The sequence below is a fragment of the Cyclobacterium sp. SOCE241 genome (assembly GCF_056867545.1).
On record NZ_CP149779.1, the window covers coordinates 5,213,039 to 5,227,519 of the forward strand.

Annotated in this window: 10 protein-coding genes and 2 pseudogenes; 3 read left to right on the forward strand and 9 right to left on the reverse strand. The window is 37.2% G+C overall.

Annotated elements, in window-relative coordinates:
• Window positions 1-10: 10 nt before the first annotated feature.
• Window positions 11-1,438, reverse strand: coding sequence for a glucuronate isomerase (gene uxaC, locus WG932_RS26555; RefSeq protein WP_483085934.1), 1,428 nt, complete (start codon window positions 1,436-1,438; stop codon window positions 11-13).
• Between the two features lie 266 nt (window positions 1,439-1,704).
• Between uxaC and WG932_RS26560 the strand changes: the two genes are divergently transcribed.
• A complete protein-coding gene (locus WG932_RS26560; RefSeq protein WP_483085935.1) occupies window positions 1,705-2,574 on the forward strand; it encodes a sugar phosphate isomerase/epimerase family protein in 870 nt (289 codons plus the stop codon).
• Between the two features lie 125 nt (window positions 2,575-2,699).
• On the opposite strand, the gene WG932_RS26565 is transcribed toward WG932_RS26560, so the two are convergent.
• The 5 genes from WG932_RS26565 to WG932_RS26585 form a co-directional block, all read right to left on the reverse strand.
• Window positions 2,700-4,085 carry a 3-keto-disaccharide hydrolase gene (locus WG932_RS26565; protein ID WP_483085936.1) on the reverse strand — a complete coding sequence of 462 codons (1,386 nt, stop codon included), beginning with the start codon at window positions 4,083-4,085 and terminating at the stop codon, window positions 2,700-2,702.
• A gap of 412 nt (window positions 4,086-4,497) precedes the next feature.
• Window positions 4,498-5,325 (reverse strand): universal stress protein, encoded by an 828-nt coding sequence (locus tag WG932_RS26570; RefSeq protein WP_339676012.1) that lies wholly within the window; start codon window positions 5,323-5,325, stop codon window positions 4,498-4,500.
• Window positions 5,326-5,490: 165 nt separating this feature from the next.
• Window positions 5,491-6,087, reverse strand: a complete 597-nt coding sequence (locus WG932_RS26575; RefSeq protein ID WP_014020742.1) for a 3-keto-disaccharide hydrolase — start codon at window positions 6,085-6,087, stop codon at window positions 5,491-5,493.
• A 669-nt stretch (window positions 6,088-6,756) separates the two neighbouring features.
• A complete protein-coding gene (locus WG932_RS26580) occupies window positions 6,757-7,131 on the reverse strand; it encodes an ROK family protein (RefSeq protein WP_483085937.1) in 375 nt (124 codons plus the stop codon).
• 423 nt (window positions 7,132-7,554) lie between these two features.
• The gene (locus tag WG932_RS26585; protein ID WP_149393460.1) at window positions 7,555-8,283 is read right to left on the reverse strand and encodes a hypothetical protein; all 729 of its coding nucleotides are present in this window, start codon (window positions 8,281-8,283) and stop codon (window positions 7,555-7,557) included.
• 286 nt (window positions 8,284-8,569) lie between these two features.
• Here WG932_RS26585 and rfbA point away from each other — a divergent pair, with 286 nt between their 5' ends.
• Both rfbA and WG932_RS26595 read left to right on the forward strand, forming a co-directional pair.
• A complete protein-coding gene (gene rfbA / locus WG932_RS26590) occupies window positions 8,570-9,433 on the forward strand; it encodes a glucose-1-phosphate thymidylyltransferase RfbA (protein ID WP_149393461.1) in 864 nt (287 codons plus the stop codon).
• Between the two features lie 181 nt (window positions 9,434-9,614).
• On the forward strand, window positions 9,615-9,974 hold the full coding sequence (locus WG932_RS26595; protein WP_014020746.1) for a response regulator: 360 nt from the start codon (window positions 9,615-9,617) through the stop codon (window positions 9,972-9,974).
• A 152-nt stretch (window positions 9,975-10,126) separates the two neighbouring features.
• Here the strand turns inward: WG932_RS26595 and WG932_RS26600 are convergent, their stop codons facing one another.
• The 3 genes and pseudogenes from WG932_RS26600 to WG932_RS26610 form a co-directional block, all read right to left on the reverse strand.
• The gene (locus WG932_RS26600; RefSeq protein ID WP_483085938.1) at window positions 10,127-11,659 is read right to left on the reverse strand and encodes a Ppx/GppA phosphatase family protein; all 1,533 of its coding nucleotides are present in this window, start codon (window positions 11,657-11,659) and stop codon (window positions 10,127-10,129) included.
• Window positions 11,656-12,383, reverse strand: a pseudogene (locus WG932_RS26605) (succinate dehydrogenase/fumarate reductase iron-sulfur subunit). Before WG932_RS26605 ends, WG932_RS26600 begins: the two are co-directional and overlap by 4 nt.
• Window positions 12,383-14,317: pseudogene (locus tag WG932_RS26610) on the reverse strand (fumarate reductase/succinate dehydrogenase flavoprotein subunit). The pseudogenes WG932_RS26605 and WG932_RS26610 overlap by 1 nt, the downstream one beginning before the upstream one ends.
• Window positions 14,318-14,481 lie beyond the last annotated feature (164 nt).

Consider the following 14,481-nt stretch of genomic DNA (forward strand, 5'->3'; position numbering starts at 1 on the left):
GTGATGAGGTTTAGTAGAAGCCAAAATAGTTTCTGGCATTTCGGTAGCAAATATCTTCCACCATTTGTCCCAACCACTTTTCATCGGCAGGTAGTTCTCCATTGCTGACATCTTGCCCGATTAGGTTACAAAGGATCCTTCTAAAGTATTCATGTCTTGGGAAAGATAAGAAGCTTCTGCTGTCTGTAAGCATACCTACAAAGCAACTTAGAATCCCCATGTTAGAAAGGGTGTTGATTTGTTTTTCCATGCCATCTTTTTGGTCAAGGTACCACCATCCGGAGCCAAACTGAACTTTACCTTTAATAGAACCATCATTGAAATTCCCAACCATTGTGGCCATTACTTCATTGTCTGAAGGATTAAGGTTGTATAAAATGGTTTTAGACAATTGATCTGTGCTGTCCAGGTTGTTAAGGAATTTGGCCAAAGCTACACTTTGTGAAAAATCTCCAATGGAATCAAATCCGGTGTCAGGTCCCAGTATTCTAAGCATCCTTTCATTGGTGTTTCTCAGGGCCCCCAGATGATATTGTTGTGTCCAACTTTTGGCATGGTACATTTTGCTGAGGGCGGTAAGAGTTTTAAATTTAAAAAACCTCACCTCATCCGGCTGAAGACTTTCACCTTTTTTGATGCTTGTAAACAAGGTGTCAATAGCGTATTTTTCATTTTCATAAAAGTACAATTGCTCAAGTCCATGGTCTGAAAGTCTGCCTCCATTTTCATGGAAGTAGGCTACTCGATTTTCTAAAGCAGCCAACAGGTCATCAAAAGTGTTAATGGTCAGTCCGCTTGCATTTGCTAACTTTTCTAAATAAGAAATGTATGCACTCGGATTTTCTACCGCATAGGCCTTATCAGGCCTGAATGTGGGAAGTAATTTTATGGCGATATTATCAGCTTTAGCCTTTTGATGATATTCCAGGCTGTCAATGGGATCGTCCGTTGTGCATACTACCTCAACGTTCATTTTTGACAATAAGCCTCTGGTGCTGTATTCTTTTTGCTGGAGTAAGTTGGTAGTGGTGTTATAGATTTCTGAGGCTGAACTTTCATTCAACAATTTGTCTATGCCAAAATAGCCTTTTAATTCGAGATGGGTCCAGTGGTACAATGGGTTTCGCATGGTTTGCGGAACAATTTTCGCCCAATTTTCAAATTTCTCCTGATCACTGGAGTCACCGGTAATGTGTTTTTCATCGACACCCAGCGTCCTCATGGCACGCCATTTATAGTGGTCACCTTCTAGCCAAATCGTAGACATGTTATTGAACTGTCTGTCCAAAGCAATGTCTTTTGGAGAAAGGTGACAATGGTAATCAATGATTGGCATTTTCTTCGCATAATCATGATATAACCTTTTGGAAAAATCAGTTTTTAGAAGAAAATCTTCAGTTAGGAAAGTGTTATTAGAAGGTTTTACTGTGTCTTGCATTATCTGTTCTTTTAATCTAATAGTAATATTAAAAATTTATTTTTGCTTATTCCAGCCTTTTGAGGGATTTAGCCAATCGATTGCATAAATAAAAATTGGATGAATATTCATGAGGTTCCTTTTTTGTTGGTTATCTTGGTAAGGAAACGCGTCTATAGTCTATATTTATACTTACTTTCAATAAAAAATAATGTTAAAAATGATTATTTCAGTATTTTATAATTTATTCATTTAATAATATGAGCCAAAAACCAAGAAGAAGTTTTTTGAAAAAAGGACTAGGGATGACAGCTTTACCGTTAATGGGTTTTGCACCCATGTCTGAACTACCCAAGGGACAAGATAAAAACCTTAAGCTTAGTTTGAATGCCTATTCTTTCAATTCACCCTTAAAAGACAAGTCACTTTCGCTTGATGGTTTGTTTAATTTTTGTGCAGAAAACGCTATACCTGCCATTGATTTAACAGCTTATTATATCGAGACTTACCCTGAGGTACCTAACGATAGGTTGCTTTATGACATCAAAAAAATGGCCCATTATAGCGGATTAGACATTAGTGGTACCGGGGTTAGGAATGATTTTACTTTGGAAAATGCAGCCCAGAGGAATAAGGAAATTAAGCATGTGAAAGATTGGATAATTGCAGCCTCGAAAATGGGTGCTCCGGTACTTCGTGTTTTTGCCGGAAAGACAGAAGCTCAAGGGGTCAAATGGAAGGAGCTTGCTGATGGAGTGATTGAAGCTATGCAGGAATGTGCTTCCTTTGGGGCTCAGCATGGGGTGATAGTTGCCATGCAAAATCACAATGATTTTATTAAATCTGCTGATCAAGTGAATTATATCATGGAGAATGTGGGTGAAGAATGGTTTGGCTTGGTATTAGATGTGGGGAGTTATTCATTAAAAGACCCTTATGAAGAAATAAGTGAAAATATTCATCATGCTGTCAATTGGCAGATCAAGGAAAACATTAACCATTTTGGTGAGCAAAAACCTGTAGATTTAAAACGATTGATAAAAATTATCAATAGGAGTGATTACAATGGTTATCTGCCCATTGAAACATTGGGGCCGGGAGATCCTTTTGAAAAAGTAAAAAAATTTCTCAAAGCAGTAAAGAAAGCGATGGGCTGAAGTGCCATTATGAGAAATATAGCAATGCCCAAATAAAGAGTCGACTAATCCGGTCTTAAACAGGATGAAAAGAAGCAATAAAAAAGGTAAGCTGAATGGCCTACCTTTTTTTATTAGGAATTACCTTATTTCAATTCCTTAAGTTTAATGTTTTTGTAGTGAACTTCATCACCATGATCTTGAAGTAGGATATGACCTTGTTCTGCTTCTCCAAAATTATCCCATTTCGCATATTTACTTTCAGCAACCAAAGCTCTGAACTCATCAGACCCTCTAGTGTATTCCACCACTTTAAGGCCATTGATGTAATGCTCAACTTTGTTGTCAGGATATACGATCAAACGCCCTTTGTTCCATTCACCTATTGGACGTACGAATCGAGATTGTTTATCTGCTTTGATTAAATCATACAATGAAGCTAATGTCCGGTTACCATCCTTGCCTTTTTTTGCATCTGGATGTCTTTCATCGTCAAGAATTTGGTATTCTAATCCAATTGCAGATCCCGTGTTGTTTTCATTTAAAGTAACAAAATATTTGACACCACTATTTGCACCTTCTGTAATCTTAAAGTCAAAAGCCAAGTCAAATGCACTGTATTGATTTTCGGTAACAATGTCGCCGGCATTTGCAGATTCTCTGCCATCAGAAGACTCTATTGTAAGCACGCCATCATTGATGGTCCAGCCTTTTTCAGGGAAAGTTTCAGCTTTGGCACTTTTCCATCCATTGCTTGTTTTACCGTCAAAAAGTAATTTCCATCCATTGTCCTCTTCATATGAAGTCAAAGTGTTGTCAATAGTACTGACCACAAAAACTTCATTTTTGAAAGGCGTTGGTGTTAGGTTTTCAGTTTGAATTCGGATATTTCTGAAATAGGTCTTTTTGCCAGCATTTTCAGGGTTTTTACCTATTCCATGAACTTGTAAAGCAATGAAACCAGTTGCATCCATATCGTCTACGAGGTAGGCAACTTCTTGTCCATTTACCCAAGTTTTAAGCGTATTTCCGATAAATTCAATTCTATAAGTATTGAACTCACCTAGTTTGAAAGCACTTCTTGCTTCAGGGTTGTAGGTCAATGGGTATAACCATCCTCTTCTGGCTTCATCATATACTCCACCGGACCAAGCTCTTTCTTTTGGATCGCATTCAACTTGGTAGCCAAAAACTCTACCGGCGCCATCATTAGCATCAGGGTTGTATTGGCCTCTGGCCATCACTCCTGAATTGCTTGACTCGTCATCCACTCGGATGTCTAATTCTAAAATAAAATCCCCGTAAGTCTTGTCAGTAACTAAGAAGGAATTTGGGGTATTTGGGACAGAAGTGCCGACAATGACTCCGTCTACTACTTCAAATTCGGCAACCCCATCCAGCTGATGCCAGCCATTTAAGGTTTCTCCGTCAAATAAATTTGTCCATCCGTCTTCCGTTTCTGCCGTCTTTTGCCCACAAGAGACCAAAAAGAAAATAGACAAGACAAAGAAACTTAAAATTTGTTTGTTCATGATATAGGTTATTTTTATTGTAAATTCAATTTTACCTCAATCTATTGACAGTATTGAGGGATGTAAAGATAAACAATATCTTATAAAAATATAATTTATAGGCAATCGATTGCAGGCATAAATATTAAAGGTAAAAATAGATTTAACAAAATCTTGATAGGAGATAAAAGAATGGACAGAAGGGGAGAAGGATTTGGTATTACCCGAATGATAAAATATGAATCAAAGGCCAGTTTATAACCGAAAGTAAGCAAGCTGTTTGGGGATTCAAGCCTGCAATTGAATACCTATAATGATTTCGGTTTTAACTAACATTGTAAAAAAGGCCAACAAAGAAGACAAATGTTCTACTTTGTTGGCCTTTCTAAATGATAAACTATCTCTATTGAACATTCTTCTAAAAAAGCTTTTATTATTCAAACTTCACGCTCAAAACTGGGATTTCAGACTTATATAAGACTGTATCTGTAACTCCAATTTGGTAAGCAGAATTTGATTTCCGAAGGTTGGAAGCGATAGCTATGATTCCGGCCTTTTCTTTTTCGGCAAATGCAATAATGCCTTTTTCCACCTCCTCATGATTATAGATATGTCGATGGATCAATAATTCTTCTTGACCGTAAGCGTACTCACTCATTCGCTCTTCTGCCTTCCCTGTATCTATAAAGTTTTCCGGGGTATTGACATAAAGGAAATAAACAACTGTTCGAATGCTTTTAATAAATGGCTTTAACCTAACAAATGCCGGTTTACTGATTTCATTAAAAAGGGAGGCAAAGACCAGTTTTTTCATGGCTCTACCATCCACTATATTTTTCACTGCCAATACAGGGCAATGGGCATTCCTGAAAACCTTTTGGGTGGTAGATCCTACAAATTTTCCCGGCTCCCTGTTTTTACCATAAGCACCGATAACGATTAAATCTGCATTTTGCTTATGAGCTAAATCCGTAAGCACTTGGTAGGGGACACCTATCTCCACTACAGCTTCTATAGGCGTATTCTTGATTTTATGTGTAGCAACAAATTTTTTTAATTTATCCTTGGCCTCAGCTTCTAAATCTAAAATTTCTTGATTTTTAATCTTCTCAGAAGTAGAAAGATTTGCCCAGTCAAGATCAGATTGAATTACATTCAAGCAAGTAATAGTGGCATCACCTTTACTTGCGATTTTGGCAGCACTATAAAAAGCGTTTTCAGAATAGCGTGAAAAGTCGATGGGTACAATGATACGTTTCATGGTTATTTTGTTCTAAATCCTAGATAATTTGTGGCTGTCGTTAAATCCTACTGTTAATATTGCAGACTTAACTATTACCCAAAGTAAATGAATTATTTTAAGACAAAACATGATAAATATCACCTCAATACTTGAAGTTTATCTACTTCATGCCATATAATGAAATTATAGCTTTCCAATTTTTATATCTCTGAAATCTATACTCATATCATTTCCCGGGTGCAATTGAAGTCCTATGGGGCCCTTTTCCGGCATGTTTTCTGACTGGTAAGTCACCACCTCTTTGCCATTTAGCCAAACTGTGTAGCTTTGGCCAACCGCCTTTATCTTCATGCTATTCCAGTCGTTTTTCTTTAAAAGATCTTGAACACCACTGGCTTCTTTGGGATAAGATTTTCCCGGAATGTAAGGAGACCCGGTCATGTCTCTTTTTAATGATCCGGAGATTCCTATTTGTATTTGATCTTTATCAGATCTTAAGAATACGCCTGAATCAACTGTTCCTTTACCCATTAAAAAATCCAACTCTAAAATAAAGTCTCCATATTCTTTCTTTGTCCATAAAGTGGAGCCGGTATTGGTAGGGTCGTTTTCAGTGTGGATTTTCCCATCTTTAACTTCCCACCAAATATTTTCTTCAGGGGTCACTTCCCAACCTTTTAGGTTTTTTCCATTAAATATGGATTTCATTTTTACCTCTTGGGCAATTCCTTGGGTGGAAATCAGGCAAATTAAAAATAGGAAAGGGAGTAATTTTTTCATTTTCTTTTTGGTTTGGTTATGGTTTATTTTGACATTCTCTGTTCTTCCTTCCCTAAGTATAGGAAGATATGGATGATTTTCTATTATTATCGTTTCCTTTAATAATGAAAATTACTTTTTATTATAACATATGTCCTATTGGTGTTGATTTGAATAATGGCCATTGCTAGTTGTTATTTGTGTTAACCATTGGCTATTGGACTAAAATAAATTGAAGATCAATGCTTAACTTTCTCAAGTAGTCCTTTGACTTCTATCAAAACACCATAGTGAAAGGAAAAGAATTTATCAATTATATCTTACTCTTTCCCTTTGAGCTGAGCAGCAACTGCTGCGCCAATGATTCCGGCTTCATTTTTATTCTCCGCCACAATGACCGGTACATCTATTGTAATTTCATCTTCAAAACGTTCCATTTTTTTACTTGCCCCACCTCCCAAAATAAATAAATCAGGAGATATAATTCTTACCGTATGCTTGAGGAACTTATTAAAGCGTTTGCCCCACTCACTGTAACTAAGATTTTCCTTTTTCTGGCCGAATCTGCGGCGAAATACTCAATTATTTCGCCGGTTTTATAATAAATTCTTCCCAATTCAAAGTTTGGGATTAATACACCATTGTGAAATACCCCTGTGCCCAAGCCTGTTCCGATGGTTACTGTAACGACTAAACCTTTTTTCCTTGCCCTGCACCAAAAGTCATTTCAGCTAAACCAGCTGCATCTGCATCGTTTATCACTGTTACGGGAAGGTTTACTTTTTCTGAAAACAATTGATCTATTTGAACACCTACCCAGCTTTTATGTAGGTTACTTTTTGTCATGCACTTTCCGTTGTTTACCACTGTAGGAAAACCACAGCCAATAGGTCCTGTCCAATTGAAATGATCAACTATTTCTTTTACGGCAATTGCGATGCTTTCTGGTTTGCTAGGTATTGGTGTTGGGACTCTGAATCTCTCGGCTGTAAGTTGTCCAGTTTCTATGTTGACAGGTGCCCCTTTGATCCCAGAGCCACCAATATCCAATCCTAATATTTCCATTAAGTCAAATTTTAAACTAATTGTAATATGATTCTTCTTATTTTAATAATTAAAGTTAGCTAAAAATATATGGAATTCTAATTCCTTCGCAAAAAGTAAGCTAAGGTAATTGTTTCAGCAAAGGCTTAGTCTGGATTTTTGTCAATAAATGCAAAAGTCAAGCTAGGAGAACAAGGTTTTTAATGAGGTCTCATGAACTTATAAATGGCATAGAAAATAAATATTCAATTGGGGAAACTTTAAAAATTATACGACTTGTAAAGTTTTTGAAGGGTGTATGGCTTAAAAAAATTATTTTTTTATAATGGCCTAGCCATTTGTCTAAGGGGGCTAAAGGTTAAATCACTAGCAGCGACTCTCAAAAAAATGTGGTTTTTAGTGCCAAATAAAGCTTATTGTAAAGCGAGGAATTTAGGAGTCATGTCAAGGTCGTTTAAATGGTTTGAAAGGGTGTAAATACCTTTTGATTATTATTTGGCCGAATATTGGGATATCGTTTAGTCTATTGAATCCTTCATTGCCATCCAAGGTGTCAGAAAAAGTCATCATCAAAGTTCCTTCCAAAGCAATATCTGTATACAAATCATAGCTATAACTTAAACCTGCTCTAAAAGGGATATAAGCAACGGCCTGTATGTCTTTACTATTGACAACGCCATTAAAAGTGACATTTGTTGTTTTCTTAAAGTTAATAAGCATTCCTAGACCTGTGCCTCCATAAGCATTAATTCTTGATCTAAAGGCGTGGTTATCAGATCCAAATAGGTAAAAATTTGGTGCTACATCAAAGAAAAGAAGATCGTTTTTGCTTGCAAATGCTTGGTTGTTGATGAGCCAAGACTGGGTTACTGTGGCAGGATAGTAGTCGATGTCTTGACTGCGGTACCTTTGGTAACCTATATTTGCCCTGATGTCAAAATGTTTATGGATTTTTCTACCATAAGAAGCAGAAAGGCCGGGTCTTAATAAAATATCAAGCATTCGAATACTTCCTAAATTATCAGCATAGAGGGTTCCTAGTCCTAATCCTGCTTGCAAAAAATTATCTCTCGAAATTTTCTCTTTATAAAAGTTCTGCCCATAAGCCACGTTATTATTTATAACCATTGCAATAAAAACGATGGTTAAAGTGGAAATCAGGTGCTTTTTCATATTTTTATTTAAGAATTGATCAAAGAAATGTATAATCAAGTAAACCATTAAACGAACAAAAGTACCAATTCTTACATATAACTAATTATTTTGATGTGATTAAATTGAAATATTCGCAAATGGTTTGCGAAATATTGGTTAACTTAGAAAGTTTAATATTTGTTTTAAAGAGAAATTTATTAGTTTGAAACTAGTTTTTTTATTTGTTTTTTGAAGTTTAGGAGTAAAAAATCTTTTTTATATTCTTGTCAAATTTTGCTAACAATAGCAGTAAATAACAGTTTTTATGAAAGGAATAATTTTAGCCGGAGGATCTGGCACACGTTTGTATCCATTGACTATCGCTGTAAGTAAGCAATTGATGCCTGTTTATGATAAGCCAATGATCTATTATCCTTTGTCCGTTTTGATGATGGCGGGAATCAATGAAATTTTAATTATTACAACACCAGAGGACAATGATGCTTTTAAAAAATTGCTAGGTGATGGTAGCCAAGTAGGGTGTAAATTTACTTTTGCCATTCAACCCAAACCCGAAGGTTTGGCTCAGGCATTTATTATTGGAGAGGAGTTTATTGGCGAGGATAAAGTGGCCCTAATTTTGGGAGATAATATTTTTTATGGAACAGGTCTGCATAAAACATTAAAAGAACATACCGATCCGGAAGGTGGAGTGGTTTTTGCTTACCATGTAAATGACCCCCAACGGTATGGAGTTGTTCAATTTGATGACGACAATAATGTTCTGAGCATCGAAGAGAAGCCAAACTCCCCAAAATCAAATTATGCGGTGCCTGGATTGTATTTTTACGACAATGAGGTGGTAGAAATAGCTAAAAATATTAAACCAAGCAGTAGAGGTGAACTTGAAATTACCGATATCAATGTGGCTTACTTGAATAAAGAAAAGTTGAAAGTTGGTATTCTTAATAGAGGTACGGCATGGCTGGATACCGGCACACACCAATCATTGCTTCAGGCCGGACAGTTCGTGGAAGTAATCGAAGAGCGACAAGGGCTAAAAATAGGCTGTATAGAAGAAATTGCTTATCGAAATGGTTTTATCAATGCCGATGAACTATTGAAAGCTTCAGAAAAATTGGGCAAAAGTGGATATGGCTCCTATTTGAGAGCATTAATTAAAAATTGAAACGATGCGAATTTTCGGTAGTTTTCTGCTTTAAATGCTGGTTTTTGTATTTAAATGCAAAAAACATTATTTGAATTGCATAAAAATTAGTAATAAATCACTTCTGAGTTTGGGAGTGATTTATTTTTTTCTACTTTTACATCAAGTTAAATGTTTTTTAATATAAAGTTATTGTATTTCGATGCTAAATATTGTAATTATAGATGATGATGAGGTGAGCACTTTTGTTACGGAGCAATATATTAGAAGGTGTTTATCTGTTCCTTTCAAAATTCATAAATTCTCCTCAGCAGTTGGGGCTTCTCAGCAAATTGCTAACCTAAATCCAAACTATTTGTTTCTGGATTTAATGATGCCGCAAATGACAGGTTGGGATTTTTTAGAAGAGATAAAAGAAGCTGGGCTCACATCTGAAGTGTATATTTTGAGTGGATCTCTTGATATATCAGACGTTGAAAAGGCTAGTAATAATAGGATGGTAAAGAAATTTCTTCCAAAGCTTTCTGTCAAAGAAAGTATACTTGATATTTTCAGAAATTAAAAATTTTTGTAGGGTTTAAGATTAATTATAATCGCAAATGCATAGGCTTCTAACTTTGTTTGAAGCCTATGTTTTTTGGTGATTTGATAAGTAAAAATTAAACTCTTAGGTTTAGTTGAAGATTACCAAAATTGGTTTAGCCATAAGAATGTTTAGCCGGGAATGATCAAAATTTCTTTTTTCAAATGTTTTGCCAAGGTATCTGAATAGCGTTGTGCTTCCCAGATCTCAAGATCCAGATTTTCTACACCAAATACTTTAATTTTTAATTGATCTTTTTGGTCAATACAATAGACGTTTTGAACCCATTGGTTTTTCGTTTTATCCAGACCTACAGCAATTCTTAAAATACCTGCTAAAAGTCGCAAGCGTTTTTTTTGTTGAGATTCTAATTTTCTAAATTTTTTATGTCTTTTGGTAGGCCCTTTTTTTCTATGGTACCTTGCCATATCTCCTAGTAAAAAGACCTCTTCATTGGTAAAACCACGAAGTTGACTATTTTTGATTAGGTATCTTCCATGTTTATGAAAATCTTGAAATGCTACAAAAGAGCCTATATCATATATAATAGAGGAATAGCAAATTAGGTCCCTCTCATAATTATCTGCCCTATGAAGGTCTTTAAGTTGGTCAAATAATTGCAAAGCAATTCCCATGACATGCCGTTTTTCTGAAAGGTCAGTGTCATATTTCATTGCCAACCTGATGCAACTTTTCTCTTTCAGGTTTTTTCCTAGACTTACTTCTTCTATTTTTAAACCATGTTTTTCTATATGATTGATAATCATTCCATCCCTTAGGGATGCGTCAGATACTGTGATGGAAGTAGCCTCAAGTTTTTGCAATATTTCCACCAACAAAAGCGCTCCCAAATGGATCGCGTCAGCTCTATTTTCACTAATTCCGGGAATTTCTCCCCTTTCTTTTGGACTTGTCTCGAGTAAGCGATCACGTAGTTTAATAAGTTCTTTAAGGGGAATGGTTTCAGCATTTACTATTTCCGGTGCAGGGTTATCTGTCTTTATCAGGCAGGCTTCAGCCAAGGCCCGAATTGTTCCTGATGTTCCAATTATCCGATCAAACCCGATTTTTTTAATTTTCTCCAATACCATATCAGATACTTGCCTGATGTGGGATTTCAATTCTTTTTGAGATTTAGCATCAATTTTGGCTTGCCCTTCTGTATAATCGAGTAGTCGTAAGACTCCAAGTTTCATTGAGTTGCCGTAATGTATTTGTTTTTGATCCCCAACAATTGCTTCTGTACTACCACCTCCAATATCCAATACGAGAATGTTTTCGTTTTTCATTGCGATGGCCTCTTTAACCGCTAAAAAGATTAATTTGGCCTCCTCCTTCCCTGAAATCAATTGGGGCGAAACACCGGCTTCGTGGATCAACCTATCTAAAAATTCTCTGCCATTTTTCGCCTCTCTTGTAGCACTTGTTGCGGAGACGATGATATCGTCCACTCCATATTGATCGGCAAGTTGTACGTATCTTTGTACGGTTGCAACACCCAAGTCCATGGCTTCCTGACTGAGTTCTTTATTGGCAAAAACGCCCACACCAAGTTTTACCATACTTTTCTCTTGGATAAGAATGTCAAAGCTTGTTTTGGTTTGCACCTTAACAATAACCATATGGATGCTATTCGTACCGATGTCTATCGCAGCTATGTTCATTTTAAGTAGGATTTGTTCATAAAAGCAATGTGACTGATGGAAATTCCTTGTGGACACTCTACCTCGCATGCACCGGTATTGGAACAAGATCCAAAACCTAATTCATCCATTTTTTGCACCATTTGATTGGTTCTGCTCTTATGTTCAATTTTACCTTGAGGTAATTGAGCCAAATGGCTAATTTTTGCCGCGGTAAATAGAGATGCGCTGCTGTTTTTGCATGAGGCAACACATGCCCCGCAGCCGATACAAGCAGCAGCATCAAAAGCAGCCTCCACAGTGTCGCTACTGATTAGCGTTTGGTTTGCCTCTGGAGCTTGTCCTGTGTTGACGCTAATAAACCCACCCGATAGAATGATTTGGTCTAAGGCACTTCGGTCTATTTTCAAATCTTTTTTATAGGAAATGCTCCAGCTCTAAATGGCTCAATATAGATGGTTTCCCCATCTTGAAACGACCTCATATGGAGTTGACATGTGCTAGTGTGTGCATTGGGCCCATGTGCTCTTCCGTTAATAAACAGGCCGCATTGCCCGCAGATACCTTCCCTGCAATCCGAATCAAATGAAACAGGACTTTGCCCACTAAGGGTCAAATTTTCGTTGAGCTGATCAAGCATTTCCAAGAATGACATGTCCGGTGAAATATCTTTTACCGCATAGCTTACCATTTTTCCTTTGTCTGATGTTTGCTCTTGTCTCCAAATTTTAAGTTTGAAATCCATTATTTATAACTCCTTTCTGTAGGTTTGGTAAATTCAAAATCAAGGGTTTCTTTGATCAATACAGGGCCATGGTCTGATTGTTGCCAACAAGAAATAAAATTGAAAGCCTTATCATCCCGAATGGCTTCACCATCACTGGTCTGATGTTCTGTTCTAAAATGGGCTCCGCATGATTCTTCTCTACTTAAAGCGTCAATACACATCAATTCAGCTATTTCAAGGTAATCTGCAACCCGTCCTGCCTTCTCTAGCTCTTCGTTAATTCCATCAGTAATTTTTGGTATTTTCAGCTCTGAATAAAAAGAATTTCTTAAATTCTTAATGGCTTCTATAGCTGTGGTCAACCCTTTTTCTGACCGACTAAGTCCACATTTGTCATAGAGAATTTTCCCTAGTTCTCTGTGATAAAAGTCCACTGTTTTGTGCCCATTTATTTTGCCAAATTCCTCTAGTTGCTTTTTAACCGCAAGCTCACTTTCAACAAAAGCCGGGTCTTCACTATTGATGTGGTCAGGTTTTCCTGATTGGGCAAGATAATGGGGTAGGGTTTGAGGTAAAATATAATAACCATCTACACATGCCTGCAAAAGAGAGTTGGCACCAAGTCTATTGGCTCCGTGGTCAGCAAAATTAGCTTCACCAATTGCAAATAGTCCCGGTATATTGGTGCTTAGCTCATAATCTACCCAAAGGCCACCCATGGAGAAATGTGCAGCAGGGGAAATTTTCATCGGTTCATTGTAGGCATTGATACCGGTAATTTTTTGGTACATGTCAAATAAATTCCCGTATTTTTTTGCAATGGTTTCTTTTCCTTGCTTTGCGATGGCATCTTTAAAATCAAGGTATACCGCATTTTTTAAAGTGCCCACGCCATGGCCGGCATCCACCCTTTCTTTGGCAGCCCTGGAAGCAATGTCCCTAGGTGCTAAATTACCAAAAGAAGGATACCGTCGCTCAAGGTAATAATCCCGGTCTTCCTCAGGAATGTCTCCGGCTTTTCTGTTTTCATTTTTGCTCAATGGAACCCAAATTCTACCGTCATTTCGTAAAGATTCTGACATTAGGGTGAGTTTGGATTGGTAGGCGCCTGACTGGGGCAAGCAAGTAGGGTGAATTTGAGTCCAGCTTGGACTGGCGACCCAAGCTCCTTTTTATAGGGCACGCCAAATGGCTGATCCATTGCAACCCATCGCCAAGGTTGATAAATAATAGATCTTTCCAAAACCACCGGTAGCCAACACTACAGCATTGGCTGTATGTCTAGTGATTTCACCGGTATCGAGATTCCTTGCAATAATGCCTTTGGCCACACCATTAATCAATACGAGATCAAGCATCTCATGTCTGGTATAACTTGTTATTTTCTTAGCTTTTACTTGACGCATCAAAGCCTGATAAGCCCCCAAAAGTAATTGTTGACCTGTTTGTCCTCTGGCATAAAAAGTCCGGCTCACCTGAACCCCACCAAAGGAGCGGTTGCTCAAATAACCACTGTATTCACGGGCAAAAGGTACACCTTGAGCAACAGCTTGGTCAATGAGATTGGCTGAACATTCTGCGAGCCTGTAAACATTGGCTTCACGAGCCCTAAAATCACCACCTTTCAAGGTGTCATAAAACATCCTGTAAATGCTGTCCCCATCATTTTTGTAATTTTTCATGGCATTTACACCTCCTTGAGCAGCTACTGAATGAGCTCTTCGGGGAGAGTCCTGAAAACAAAATACAGAAACATTGTAACCTAGCTCCGCTAAAGAGGCCGCAGCAGAGGCTCCTGAAAGACCGGTACCGACAATGATCACATTGTAGTTCTTTCGGTTATTAGGACTGATGAGCTTTGCCTGGTTTTTGAAATTTGACCATTTGTCTTTTAGTTCACCTGGTGGAACTTTTGTTTTAGGTATTTGCTTTTCGTCAGTACTAAAATACATGCCTGAGTAATTATTTTACTGTTTTCTAATACCTAATAATAACAAATTTATATGTCGTTTTAATATAATCTCTGCTTTAATCTAGAAGATAAGTTCAAACTGTAACCAAAGTCACTAAATCTTACTGTTGAATAGCTTAATTTTAAGGAATTATTGGGGTTGTA